The organism is Vibrio sp. HI00D65 (assembly GCF_001635455.1).
In the GTDB taxonomy this organism is placed as follows: Bacteria; Pseudomonadota; Gammaproteobacteria; order Enterobacterales; family Vibrionaceae; genus Vibrio.
The window spans coordinates 308,808-322,564 of record NZ_LWEH01000013.1 but is presented as its reverse complement, the minus strand read 5'-3'; the positions used below and the strand labels follow the sequence as shown (position 1 = coordinate 322,564).

The 13,757-nt window shown below is 44.6% G+C and carries 10 protein-coding genes; 3 read left to right on the top strand and 7 right to left on the bottom strand.

The window, feature by feature from the left end:
- Positions 1 to 95: 95 nt before the first annotated feature.
- From hrpA to A3712_RS04610, 4 genes are all read right to left on the bottom strand, one after another.
- Positions 96 to 4,136, bottom strand: coding sequence for an ATP-dependent RNA helicase HrpA (hrpA, locus tag A3712_RS04625; RefSeq protein WP_063522493.1), 4,041 nt, complete (start codon positions 4,134 to 4,136; stop codon positions 96 to 98).
- A 285-nt stretch (positions 4,137 to 4,421) separates the two neighbouring features.
- Positions 4,422 to 5,633 carry an L-lactate MFS transporter gene (locus A3712_RS04620; RefSeq protein ID WP_082856177.1) on the bottom strand — a complete coding sequence of 404 codons (1,212 nt, stop codon included), beginning with the start codon at positions 5,631 to 5,633 and terminating at the stop codon, positions 4,422 to 4,424.
- Between the two features lie 23 nt (positions 5,634 to 5,656).
- Complete coding sequence (locus tag A3712_RS04615) at positions 5,657 to 6,703, bottom strand: alcohol dehydrogenase catalytic domain-containing protein (protein WP_063522492.1); 1,047 nt, start codon at positions 6,701 to 6,703, stop codon at positions 5,657 to 5,659.
- A 399-nt stretch (positions 6,704 to 7,102) separates the two neighbouring features.
- On the bottom strand, positions 7,103 to 8,419 hold the full coding sequence (locus A3712_RS04610) for a MipA/OmpV family protein (protein ID WP_063522491.1): 1,317 nt from the start codon (positions 8,417 to 8,419) through the stop codon (positions 7,103 to 7,105).
- An 80-nt stretch (positions 8,420 to 8,499) separates the two neighbouring features.
- Here A3712_RS04610 and A3712_RS04605 point away from each other — a divergent pair, with 80 nt between their 5' ends.
- The 3 genes from A3712_RS04605 to A3712_RS04595 all read left to right on the top strand — a co-directional run bounded on the left by A3712_RS04605 (position 8,500) and on the right by A3712_RS04595 (position 11,539).
- On the top strand, positions 8,500 to 8,964 hold the full coding sequence (locus tag A3712_RS04605) for a hypothetical protein (RefSeq protein ID WP_082856171.1): 465 nt from the start codon (positions 8,500 to 8,502) through the stop codon (positions 8,962 to 8,964).
- A 23-nt stretch (positions 8,965 to 8,987) separates the two neighbouring features.
- Complete coding sequence (locus tag A3712_RS04600) at positions 8,988 to 10,979, top strand: alkaline phosphatase D family protein (protein WP_063522536.1); 1,992 nt, start codon at positions 8,988 to 8,990, stop codon at positions 10,977 to 10,979.
- 110 nt (positions 10,980 to 11,089) lie between these two features.
- Positions 11,090 to 11,539 (top strand): tellurite resistance TerB family protein, encoded by a 450-nt coding sequence (locus A3712_RS04595; protein ID WP_063522489.1) that lies wholly within the window; start codon positions 11,090 to 11,092, stop codon positions 11,537 to 11,539.
- Positions 11,540 to 11,656: 117 nt separating this feature from the next.
- Here the strand turns inward: A3712_RS04595 and A3712_RS04590 are convergent, their stop codons facing one another.
- The 3 genes from A3712_RS04590 to A3712_RS04580 all read right to left on the bottom strand — a co-directional run bounded on the left by A3712_RS04590 (position 11,657) and on the right by A3712_RS04580 (position 13,747).
- The gene (locus tag A3712_RS04590; protein WP_063522488.1) at positions 11,657 to 12,094 is read right to left on the bottom strand and encodes a hypothetical protein; all 438 of its coding nucleotides are present in this window, start codon (positions 12,092 to 12,094) and stop codon (positions 11,657 to 11,659) included.
- Positions 12,084 to 13,001: a transcriptional regulator gene (locus tag A3712_RS04585; RefSeq protein WP_063522487.1), complete on the bottom strand. Its 918-nt coding sequence runs from the start codon at positions 12,999 to 13,001 to the stop codon at positions 12,084 to 12,086. Before A3712_RS04585 ends, A3712_RS04590 begins: the two co-directional genes overlap by 11 nt.
- Positions 13,002 to 13,066: 65 nt before the next feature.
- Entirely contained in the window at positions 13,067 to 13,747 is a 681-nt protein-coding gene (locus A3712_RS04580) for a hypothetical protein (protein ID WP_063522486.1), read from the bottom strand.
- Between the last annotated feature and the right edge of the window lie 10 nt (positions 13,748 to 13,757).

Here is a 13,757-nt window from a genome sequence, read left to right as displayed (position 1 = left end):
CCACCAAGTCGCCCTGTATGTAATAACTATTCAATTAGTAATGCAATAAGCAAGATTTATACCCAAACCGTGCCATTGCGTCTAGCATTATTCCTTTAGCAAGCATCGATTGCGTTTTTAACACGCTTATCTGACACTGGATAAGGCGTACCGAGTTGCTGTGCGAAGAAGCTTACACGAAGCTCTTCTATCATCCAACGCACCTCTTTTACATTTTCTGGAACCGCGATCCCTTTCGGAATTTTATTCAGCAGCTCTTTGTAATCATTCATTACTGACTCAACTTTGATCATATGCAAACGATCTTTGTTAGGGTCAATTGGCAGCTTCTCCATGCGGCGTTCGATTGCCTTCATATAGCGTAGGATATCTGGCAAGCGTTTCCATCCACATTCTGTGGCAAAACCCTTAAAAATCAAACCTTCTACCTGAGCTTTTATGTCAGAAAGTGCAAATGCCATGGAAAGATCCACACGCCCTTTCAGCTTCTTGCTGATGCTGAATGCCGTCGTAAGAATGGTTTCTACCTGCTGAGCAATCTCAACTACGGTATCACCCAATTCTGCACGTACATGTTCTTTCAGTGCTTCGAACTGATCTGGTTCCCAAACTAAACCGCCCCTCTCTTCGATCAGCTTATCAATACCACAAGCGATACAGTCATCGATAAGATCGAGAACCTTGCCGTATGGGTTGAAGTACAAGCCAAGTTTCGATTTGTTCGGCAAGTTCGAGTGCAAGTATTTAATTGGCGACGGCACGTTCAACAAGATCAAGCGACGCTGACCCGATTTCATTGCTGAGATCTGCTCTTGTTCCGTCTCGAACAGTTTGATCTCTACGCTGTCTTTGCTATCCACCAACGCTGGGAAGGCTTTTACATCGTAGCCACCGCGCTTCTGTTGGTAGACTTTTGGTAACTCACCAAAGCTCCACGTATGCAGGTTTTGTTGCTCGATATCGTCATCCGCAACTTTAGAAAGCGTCTCTTGAACTTTGTCTTTCAGGCTCTCTTTCAGTTCATGTAAGTCTTTGTGTTCTTTCAACTTACGTTTGCGATGATCCACCGCACGGAATGTTACCTTTAAGTGCTCTGGAATCTGGTCTAACTTCCAATCATCTCGTACCACTTCTACACCCGTCATGCGGCGTAGCTCTTTCTCAAGAGAATCCAGTAGCGGCGCTTCAAGTGGTGTCACACGAGCCAAGAACGCATCGGCGTAGTTTGGCGCAGGCACAAAGTTACGTCGTAACGTCTTTGGTAGTGACTTGATTAAGCTAACCACCAATTCCTGACGTAGGCCTGGGATCTGCCAATCAAAACCGTTCTGGTCGATTTGGTTCAAGATAGGCAGCGGAATGTGTACCGTTACACCATCGTTGTCATCGCCCGGCTCAAACTGGTAGCTCAGTTTTAACTTCAGGCCATTTTGGTGCCAGAAGTTCGGGTAATCTAAATCAGTAACGTGGCTTGCATCACCGCGGAACAGCATCGATTTCTCGAAGTTAAGTAGCTCTGGAGTCTCTTTGCTGGTTTTCTTCCACCAAGTATCAAAGTGACGGCCCGAAACCACCTCTTCGCCTACGCGCTGGTCGTAGAATTCAAACAGTTCATCATCATCGATCAAGATGTCACGACGACGTGATTTATGCTCTAGCTCTTCCACTTCTTGTAGAAGTTTGCGGTTCTGCTTGAAGAACGCGTGCTTGGTTTCCCATTCACCTTCAACCAGTGCACTACGCACGAACAACTCACGACTAATCGTTGGGTCAATCGCGCCATAGTTCACTAGGCGTTTCGGAACAATTGGAACTCCGTAAAGCATCACTTTTTCGTGTGCCATTACCGCCGCTTGTTTCTTCGACCAGTGTGGTTCGCTGTAGCTACGCTTAATTAGGTGCTTCGCTAATGGTTCAATCCACTCAGGCTGAATTTTAGCAATCACACGACCCCAAAGTTTTGAGGTTTCCACCAGCTCAGCAGACATGATCCACTTAGGCAGTTTCTTAAATAGGCCAGACGCAGGGAAGATATGGAAGCGCGCGTTACGTGCGCCTTGGTATTCATTCTTCTCTTGGTCTTTCATACCAATGTGAGAAAGCAAACCTGATAGCAATGAGATGTGAATACCATCGTAGCTGCCCGGCTCTTCGTTGAGCTTGGTATCCAATTCACGCATTGCTTGGTGAATTTGGAAGTACACATCTTGCCACTCACGAATACGCAGGTAGTTCAGGTAATCTTGCTTACACTGTTTACGGAACTGGTTACTCGACAACGCTTTTTGCTGCTTCTTGATGTAGTCCCACAGGTTCACAAAGGTGATGAAGTCTGAGTCTTTGTCGAAGAAACGCTTGTGCTTGTCGTCAGAGGACTGCTGTTTGTCTGATGGACGCTCACGCGGGTCTTGGATTGAAAGTGCAGACGCAATAACCATCACTTCGTGTAGACAGCGATTGTTTGGCGCCTCGATCACCATGCGCGCTAAACGCGGGTCGATCGGTAGCTTCGACAGCTTACGACCAATTGCCGTTAGCTTCTTAGTATCGTCGCCTTGGTTCTTGTTCTTAGTGCTCGGTTTGCCCGATGCAATCGCACCTAGCTCTTCAAGCAGTCTTACACCATCTTGAATGTTGCGCTTATCTGGCGCTTCAACAAATGGGAATGCTTGGATGTCGCCTAGCCCTAGTGCCGTCATCTGCAGGATAACCGACGCTAGGTTGGTACGCAGGATCTCAGGATCGGTAAACTCTGGGCGTGACTCGAAATCTTCCTCAGAGTACAGACGAATACAGATACCTTCAGCCACACGACCACAACGACCTTTACGCTGGTTCGCACTCGCTTGAGAAATTGGCTCAATCGGTAGACGTTGTACTTTGGTGCGATAGCTGTAACGACTGATACGCGCAGTACCTGGGTCGATTACGTACTTGATGCCCGGAACGGTTAACGAGGTTTCTGCTACGTTAGTTGCCAATACAATGCGACGGCCAGTGTGTGACTGGAAGATACGGTTCTGTTCACCCGCCGAAAGGCGCGCGTACAAAGGTACAATCTCGGTATCACGAAGATTACGCTTACTTAGTGCGTCCGCAGTATCACGAATTTCACGCTCACCATTCATAAAGATCAGGATGTCGCCTAAGCCTTCATCACATAGCTCATCAACCGCTTCGAAGATACCTTCCATTTGGTCGCGATCAGAATCGCTGTCGTCACCACCTAATGGGCGGTAGCGTGTATCAACTGGGTAAGTACGGCCCGATACTTCAATGATTGGTGCATTGTCGAAGTGCTTAGAGAAACGCTCTGGGTCGATAGTTGCCGACGTGATGATCACTTTTAGATCAGGACGCTTTGGTAGCAACTCTTTCAGATAACCCATGATGAAATCGATGTTTAGGCTACGTTCGTGCGCTTCATCGATAATGATGGTGTCGTACTGATTTAAGAAACGGTCGTGTTGGATCTCCGCTAGTAGAATACCGTCGGTCATCAGTTTAATTTGTGTGTTGTCAGAAATCTGGTCGTTGAATCGAACCTTATAACCAACAAATTCACCCAACTGGGTTTCCATCTCTTCAGCAATACGGTTCGCAACCGAACGCGCAGCCAGACGACGAGGTTGAGTGTGACCAATTAGGCCAAAGCGGCCGCGACCAAGCTCAGAACAGATCTTAGGAAGCTGAGTGGTCTTACCCGAACCCGTTTCACCCGCCACGATAACCACTTGGTTTTCTTCAATGGCTTTCGCAATATCATCGCGCTTTTGGCTAACAGGAAGAATCTCTGGGTATTCAATGGTTGGTTTTTGCGCAGCACGCTGTGTTGCCGTCATCATCGACTGGGCAATGTCTAATGCGATTTCATCGAAAACAGCATGCTTAGATTTTTCGTTCTTAATACGGCTTGCACCAGAAATGCGCTTACTTAGACGGAAGCGGTCGCGCATCATGCACTCATTTAAGGCCTTGCGAAGAGAGGCTGGGCTATTTTGAGATGCGCTAGCTTTAGATGCTTGCTGTTTGTTGTTTTGCTTTTTTTGATTAGCTTGATCAGCAGCGGAATCCGATGTCGCGTTGGTATTCGCTACATGGTTATTTTTATCTGCTTTTTCCGGAGACGAAGTCACAGCTTGTCCTATTCTTTCTCTTATATAAACTCGCGCGATTGTAGCATAAAGGAAAGGAACGAGTTAACACAAAGCAAGGAATATTAGCGGCCTAAGCGCCTGCTGAAACAGGAGTAATGAAAACTAACGTGTTCAATTGTTACACTAAAAAGTGAAGTTCATTATTGGTAGGCTGTCGATGATTCAATTAAAAGATGTTGGCTTAGATTACCCAAGCCAACATTGGGTAGAAACACATCACTACTCGAAGCTCAAAATGCACTTGGAGCTGTGATGATCTCTTGTTTAGTATTCCAGATTAACTTCGTCTTTTAATAGCACAGACTTATCAACGGGTTTCATTAAGTAATTCATGACGGTGATTGAAACCAATAGCGCAGCGTAAGCCAAATAGGTGTTTTCAGCCGTCCCCGCTACCGAGGCGAGTATTCCTCCGAAGAACCCTGACACGCCCCATGCAGAATAGAGTATTCCAAAGTTGGTTCCGTACGTCTTCAAACCATAATCGACCGCTGTTACTGGAGGGAAAACACCAAATAACGCACCATAGGACATGGCGCCTGCGGAGATGCCGATCATCAGAGGAATCGTGGTTTCAATAGTTGTAAAAAACACCATATTGACCGCTTGCAACATAAATATTAAGCCCAGTGTATGAACACGTCCTATCCTGTCGAATACAACGCCGCCAATGACTCGCCCCGCGGTATTAAAAATCGCTAATAAAATGATACCTAACGCAATTTCTTCAGCGGTTAATCCTATCGATTTACTGACGTTGCCAATAGAGCCGATGAGCATGATACCTGCTGCTGATGACACCATGAACATTAACCATATCTGGTAAAATTGTGGTGTTTTCAGCATATCTAGCCATTTGATGTTAACGTCTGAACCATATTCCGCAGCCTTTCCTCCGGGAACTTCTGAAACATATCCTTTAGGAGGGTTCACCAATAGTGACGCCATCGGGATCATGAAGAGTAGACCGACACCAAGGATCTTGAACGTGTCTAAGATCCCATAGTGTTCAATGAGAATGGTCGATAACGGTGCTAGGTAAAGTGCTGCCATCGCAAACCCACCTGCGGTTAAACCGCTAACTAATCCCTTTCTGTTCTCTGGCCACCACTTCATGGTACATGGGCCAATACAGGCATAAGCAAACCCCATACCCGCACCGACCATACACCCGAAGGTAACCTGCAATTCCGCTAATGTTGAGGCATAACCGGATGCTAAAAGCCCCGCCCCGACAAGAAACACACCAAGTATTGTGACCTTCCTTGGTCCTATTTTGTCTTGCCATACCCCAGCCAAAAACAGACTTACCGAAAATGCAAACACGGAAGTCTGGTAAGGCCCATCTACGTCCTTAGGATCAACACCTAGCGCCTCAGCCAAAGGTTCACTGAAAACGCCCCATACATATAGGATACCGATAGATAGGTTCACGATTAAACCTATCACGAGTATTTTAAATGGTTTACTAATCAAGCTAACCTCAACAAATTCGCTGTTTATGAACAATCGTTAGAAATGATGACTTTCAACGACTTGTGGTCGGAAGCATGGATAAATGTTGAATAAGCCTCTTCTGACTCTGTTAAATTGAACTGGTGGCTAATCAGTTTTTGGGGTTCCAAATAACCCGCTCTAATTTGCTTGATTAACATTGGCGTTGTGTTGGTATGAACCATGCCAGCTGTCATAGTGAAGTTTCGTTTCCACATGTCCTCTAGGTTAATCGTTGCAGATTTACCATGAACACCAAGCACTGCAATGTTGCCTCCTGGGCACACTAACTTCTGAGACATATCCCAACCAGCAGGGATGCCAATAGCTTCAATCACCACATCAACACCCACATCATCTGTCATGTCGAGAATTTGCTGCACGGCGCTGCCATCTGAGTTATCGATCGCATGAGTTGCACCTAGCTCTTTCGCTACTTGAAGTCGATGTGGGTTATTGTCGATCGCATAGATTTCGCTTGGAGTGAAGAACTTAGAGGTCATCAGAGCCGCAAGGCCAACAGGTCCACAACCAATAACGGCAACAGAACAACCAGGTTGAACCTGCCCATCTAATACACCCACTTCGTAACCCGTTGGGAAAATATCGCTCAATAGAACCAGAGAGTCTGTATCAATGTCTTCAGGAACAAGGTGTAGGCTTGTGTCTCCATAAGGAACACGAACGTATTCCGCTTGGCAGCCATCAATTTCATTACCAAGTAGCCAGCCACCATCTAAACATTGACCAAATTTAGACACTTGACACATTTTGCAACTACCACATGAAGTAATGCATGACACGATCACGCGATCGCCTGGCTTGAACTTACTCACCAACTCACCGCACTCTTCGACTATACCAACCCCTTCATGACCCATGATTGTGCCTGGCTTAAATGTCGCAACGTTGTTTCTTAATATATGTAAATCCGTACCACAAATAGTAGTTTTCTCGATTCTTACGATGACATCGCTTTGCTTCTCAATTGTTGGGATTGGACGTTCTTCCAATTTCGCGTTGTCTTTTCCATCAAATACATATGCTTTCATTATTCATCCTAGCTGACGTTGTTGTTATATAAATTCGAGCTCATCATATAGACGCAATTAAATAATTAACGTGACCAACACAACGATTAACAATTGATTAACAGACAAGAAACACAATTAGAACGCCATAAATAATCAGGATGGCAATATAATACAAGTCATTCTAAGTAATATAAAAAAGTTAACAAACAATGAAAGAAGGTTAAATGATCAAATAGTAGTAAAATCCGAAAAGGAGACAGAGAATATTAGACAATCAGAATAAACTCATATATTAGGTTTCAGTTTAAGTGGCTTTCGAATAGTTAATTATCAGTGACTAATAGTGATTAGCCCTTTTCTTTAATGATAAAAAAATGCCGCTCTATTTGGAGCGGCATTTTTAGTAGATGTAATACTTTAGAACTCGTATTGGAAGTAAACCGTGTTGTAGTTACTGCCACCTTTGATACGTCCAAACTGGGACGCATTTTCAAAGATCGCCGAGCGGTGATGCAGTGAGTAACCAAACCATAAATTATTGAGGTCACTTTTACCGATAAGGTCACCGATATTCACATCAAATGAGAAGTCCAAGTAGTTTAATAAATGACTTGCCGTGTAGCCCTTACGGTCCATTTCGGAGCCTTCGATGTAAGTAATCGAATCTATATAAGACAAACCCTCTGCAACACCAAATCGCCACTGCGTCGGCCAGTTAAACGTGTAGTAAGCTTTAATCGCAACGATGTATTCCGTGCTACTGGATTGAACCTCTGAACTCCAATGGTGAGCAATACCTGGCGTTAAGTAGATATCCAACGGCAAACCAAAAATCTCATCAGTTAAAGGGTGACCATAAAAGAACGATGTGAGTTGGTTGTTGTACTCGTCTTTCTCTCTGTCGAACTCAATAATTTCACCAATATTCGACGGTGTTGCCCAACCGTGCGCGACTCGTACGTACGGTGCATTGCTTAACTTAGGCTTTGGCGCTTTTGTTTTGTCATTGAAGAAACCAAAACCAAGGTAAAGTTCCCCTTGGTAGCGATCTTCGATAATGGAAGAGTCGTAAGCGTTATCATCCAATCGAGTCACACTGGTTGAACCCAACAGATAAAGATTAGAGATAACATGATAACGCGCTTCAACGCCAAGATTTAAATCTACGCCTGCACCAATCGACTGGGTAGTAGCCGAGTAGTATTCACTGTTAAAGTCAGCGCTTTTATATCGCAATGTCGCACTTGGGTAGAACTCCCAGTCGCCTGTCTGGTACTTGGCTTTCGCACGCAAGTTACTATGAAGGTTGAGTTCACTATCACTCATGATTTCCGTTTCAACCGCCCACTGATCATCTAATTGGTAACTCAGCTGTCCACCAAAGTCAGCGGTATCACCTTCAATCGCATTTTGTTCAGAAGCCGGAATATCAATAAAGCGCATTCGAGATATGGCGTTGAAAGACCATTTTTCATCTTCTTTTTGATATAGGTAAGCACCCATTTCCGTGCCATCAATGAACACGTAGTCGTTTTTAAAGAACAACATTGGGACAAAAGAACTTACTGTCTTGTCACCGCCAGCGGTGTCGTAAGGGATACTGGCTGTACGGAACATTGCCGCAATGCCCCACTCTTGCTCTTCAGCAGCCCACGCCACGCTGTTCGCTAGAAAAGCGTTACTTAATAAAATCGTCCCATACGAGATGAGCCTTGGTGAAAATTTGCGCTTCATTCTTGTTTAATTACTCTTTGTCGTAAATTTTGTGGTACTGGTTAGACATTTATTGACGATTTTAGCCAACAATTTTAGGTTTGATCGAGATTGACCGTTACAATGAAGAATATTCTCGGTTAAATGAAAGTATTGTGAAAGTCTCAGAATTACAAAGCATTATAGACCACTTACCCAATGATTCCGACCCGGATATCGTTATGGGTGAGGATTGGTTGCCAGAGCGACTGATCAACACAAAATTGGACGGTGAGATGCTCTTTCTAGAATTCGATAACGCCCCTGAAGAAAACCAAGGGGATAGCGAAGGTCGTGGCTTTGTAGAGCACGAGATCGCAATGATTCGAGAAAAACTCGAGCAAGTGTTGGATGAGCCTTCTGAGACCAAATCGAAAGCCGACGCCCTATTAGCAATATTTCTGATGGGGCATGAACTTTCTAGTTCAGAAGTTATCGAAATCCTGGAATCAACAGAGCCAGACATTGAACGCAATGAACATGAAATGGCCGCTCCACAATGCAACGCCCAAGCGCTGAACGACTAACCACCAAAGATTTAGGAACCAACTTGAAACGCCCGATGACCCCCTCTCTTCCCTTCTTACTCGCTGGCCCTATTTTAAGAAAGACGACCGAAACTGAGGTTGTGCTTTGGATTGTCACAAGTACACCACTCAATGGTAATACTGTGCTATACAATCAAGGCCAAGAAGCCCCTTTCTATACGTCACCCCTTAGCGAACACGAATCGATTCAGGTCGGCACAGATGCTTGGGTAAGCTTGATTCAATTAAAAGGTGAGTTTCCAACTAACACCCCTTTGGAATATCAGATTGAGACTGACAAAGGCGCGTTAACCGAGTTAGCTCCACATTTGGTGTACCAAGATCAACCGAACACTGCTGGTGCTGCGCCAAAAATAGCCTTTAAGATCTCAACCAGCGCCGACTACATCCTGCATGGTTCATGTCGCAACCCTCATCATCCAAGCAAAGACAGCCTAGTCGCGGCAGATAATAAAGTCGAACAGCAAAGTGTAATTGAGCGACCAGATATGCTGATGATGAGTGGAGACCAAATCTACGCTGATCACGTCGCAGGTCCAACACTCGATGCAATTCATCAAGTGATTCAACTACTAGGATTAGTGAGCGAAGACCTGCCGACCGATTCATTAGACGGAACAATCGATAGCAGTGAAGCTCTGTTCAATAGCGCATATCACCTCTATCAACGCGACCACTTGCTTCCACACCACAATACATCACATTCATTACTCGATAAGCTTTTCCCAAAACGCGGAATACCAATCTTCAGCTCTACCAACTGTGAAAACCATTTGGTGACCTTGTCTGAATTTATTGCCATGTATCTGCTGGTTTGGTCACCGACCTTGTGGCAATGCATTAACCGCGAACGGTTGATCGAGAATAACTTCATGCAGGCAGGCCGCCAGCTCACGCCAGCCGAGCAACAACAATGGCGTGATGAAAGTGTCACCATTGATGATTTCATCGCCGGTCTGCCGCAAGTACAGCGTCTATTTGCTCATATTCCAACATACATGATCTTCGATGATCACGATGTCACTGACGACTGGAACCTCACCGTTGGTTGGGAACATGCGGTGGATCAAAACCAGTTTGCTACACAAGTCATTGGTAACGGCCTCGCGGCTTATTGGATGTGCCAAGGTTGGGGTAACGCACCAGAAAACTTCAACCGCGATTTCATGGAGCAAACAAAAAAGCTGTTCTCGGAGTTAGTAAATACCAATCAGAATGAACAAGCCATTGAAGCGTCTATTGGGCAACTCGAACCCACAAGACACAAACAGTACCTTGAAATGCTCGTTCGCTTTGAAGAGTGGCACTTCACCATTAACACCTCACCGAAGGTGATTGTGTTAGACACTCGTACCCGCCGCTGGCGCTCAGAATCTCGTATGAATAAGCCTTCGGGTTTGATGGATTGGGAGGCACTCACCGAGTTTCAACATCAGTTGATTAACCTAGAGAAAGTAGTGATAGTTTCTGCCGCGCCTATGTTCGGGGTGAAATTCATCGAAACACTGCAGAAGATGATGACCACACTAGGAAAACCACTAGTGATTGACGCCGAGAACTGGATGGCGCACCCAGGCAGTGCCAACACGCTGATTAGTATCTTTACTCATACCAAAACACCCACTAACTTCGTGGTGCTTTCTGGTGATGTACACTACTCCTTTGCTTACGACATTAAGCTTAGATATCGCCGAAACAGTCCAAACATCTACCAAATTACTTGTAGCGGTATTAAAAACCAGTTCCCTGCGCCGTTGCTAAAATTCTGCGACGTATGTGACCGCTTGTTGTATAGCCCACGCTCGGTGCTTAACTATTTCACTAAGCGTAAGCGTTTAAAAATAGAAAAGCGTAGCCCAGACAACCAAACCTTCTACCGCCTTTCAAACCGCAGCGCGCTTGGAGAGCTAAGGCTGGATAGCGATGGTAAGCCAGAATCAATTACCACTCTAAGCGGCGATGGTAAAGTGACGCGTTTTCCAGAGCCGACCTAATATGTTCCTTATTGCTGGCTTTTACGTAATGTCAGTTTTAAGTAAAGGGGCTTGCGATCACACTCTGTAGGCCCGATAGTTATAATATCCTCCATTACTGGAACGCTCGTATGTTTAATTCACTTACATCGTTATTTAAACAGTTGGTCGAAGGCTCTGACTTAGGTAAAACACCTAACGCCTCACCGAACTTAGCTATCGCCAGTTTGTTGTGCGAAGTCGCAGGCGCAGACCATGAAATCAACGAATCAGAGCAAGAAGCGAAGTTGAACTTACTGCAACGTCTGTTGGGCATTAATGAAGAAGATTCGAAAGCCTTATTACAACAAGCTGAGCCGCAAGTTGAACAATCTGTTTCTTTGTATGATTTCACTTCACAACTGCGCGAGTTGTCACAGCCAGTGCGAATAGACCTGATTAAGGCGATGTGGGAAGTGGCGCATGCTGACGGAGAGATTGATCCACTTGAAGATTCAGTGATTAGAAAAACCGCTGAACTGCTCTACGTTGACCACAAAGACTTCATCAAGACCAAGCTTAATGTGCTTGGCGAAGACTAAATATCCAAACAATTGAGCAGCGTTCGGGGCGCAAGCCTAACGCTGCTTCAGATTTTAGTAACGCCCCCATTTCAACAAACCTATCCTAATTAAGCGCTTCACTTGTCGCATAACCGATTAGCGCATTGCCTTCCCATAGAGAATGCCGTTGAGCTCTAGGATCGTACCGTCTTTCGTAATGTACGCGCCTCGTTGATCGGATATCAAAACACTATGCTTGTTGTCATAGTGCTTGATAAACAGATTTTTAACGTTGAAGGTTTGGTTTCCGTGGGCTTGGTGCTGTTCGAGCTGATAGAAGTAATAATGATTCCCCCAACGTAGGAACACACCAAACAACTGCTTGGTTTGCACGACTCGTCCATTTCGGTCATAGCCGACATAGCGCATTTTTGAGCGTCCATTTTTCAGCTCAAGGGTCAAGACCTCCCAGCCATAATTCTCGTACTGACTTCCAAACTGATACGAACCTTTGGTCGCTACTCCAGAGACTAAACCAAACGCTAAGATCACAAATACGGTTACAACAATCGGCAGCCAAAAGTTACGCCTCATCTGCAGTTCCTTCTACCTTTACACCTTCTTTTTGGCCTTGTGAACAGCGCCCAGACTTGAAATCTGCACTAATGTCGTGCCAGCCACTTTCGTCTAACACCACCACCTGCATACCACCACACTCGATACCCATGCGGTGAAGATAGATCGCCTCTACGCCCGGCTTCACAAGTGAAGTTAAGTCTTCCACCAGCTCTTGTTCCAACTCGACGCTATCATGGTATACATCGACCCCCTTGATGGAAGCTCTTTCCATAAACAACCCAAGATAAGACAGGATAATGACTATAAAAAGGCTTACCGCGAGCCCACTAATAAACGGGATAAACTTAGAAGATGCTTGCTTGCCTTGTGCCTGAGTTTTCTCTGATAGCCCTCGAGTGTCAGCTGATTCGTTTAAATCAGAGGATGATTTTGACTCCAGCACTGTGGATTCCGAGCGAGTAAAATCCTCCCGTTCACTCAAACTGGCAGATTGCGGTACGCCTTTGTCTTGTGCTGCTACGTTTTCTGATGCAGCTGGTTTTTCTGATCCTGGAAGGCTTTCAGATACAAAATTTTGCTCAGGTGCTTTACCGCAGCCTGGCGTGACACTACTGTCAGGAGCAACAAAGCAGTAGCCTTCCTTTTGTACCGTAATCACCTTGCAGTCTGACCCTACTTCTTTCAGAGCACTACGAACATTTTTGATTGCGACATTCAGAGAGCTGCTAGTAACAATGCGTCCCGGCCAACAATGCGTTAAAAGGAATTCACGACCTAAAGTTTGTGAGCAGCTGTCCATTAAATGCTTTAAAAGCAGACACTCTGATCGCGACAATGTCACAACTTTATCTAATGACGGGTTAATCAATGTGCGGTCATCAATTTCAATAACCAAATCATACTCTTGTAATTTATTATTCATAAGGTGAGTTAAGACTGTTAATAATCTCACCTTAGAATAACACGAGGCTTTACATTAGTTCAAAATCACAGGGATAATTTAAAACCCAACTCACTGATATTGATGCTAGCAAAGCCTAATTTAACGGCGTTAAGTTCACTCGCAATGTCAAGAGCATGTTGCTCATCCTTTGCCAATATCGAGATAGAATATATTGGTTGAATCATCGCTATCTGGTTTGGCTTCCGATCAGCAGTAGACTGATTTTTTATATAAGCCGAAGTAATTACTCCTTGAGATCTCCAATCAACCACTTTTTGTAAATCAACGCTAATAATTTTATCTACCAGCAACTGATCTTCTGGCTCTTTCCAAGTCAATTCAATCGCATAGTTTTTAAAAGCAACTTGAGTATCTACCCATTTACTTCCGATGTCTCTTACTTCAGTTATCGCGGCTAGCTTTTTAAATTGAAAAGGGAGATTTCCAATAAAGCATCTTACTTCTTCTTCACTATTGGCTTCCATCACAAATTTAATTTTTGGAAACTGATTTTCGCCATTAAAACTATCAGAAACAAACATATCGTGAATTAAACCAGCATCAATTAAGTTAGCAAATGCTTGCTTCTGTTGATGCAACGCATCTAATACAGCTCGAGCATCTTGTGTTTTCCAAGTAACCGATACACCATAAGCAGCTGAATAACTCTTAACCGAAAAAAAAAAGCTAAAAATAACTAAAAAAATTTGTGGTACATATTTCATTCAAAACACT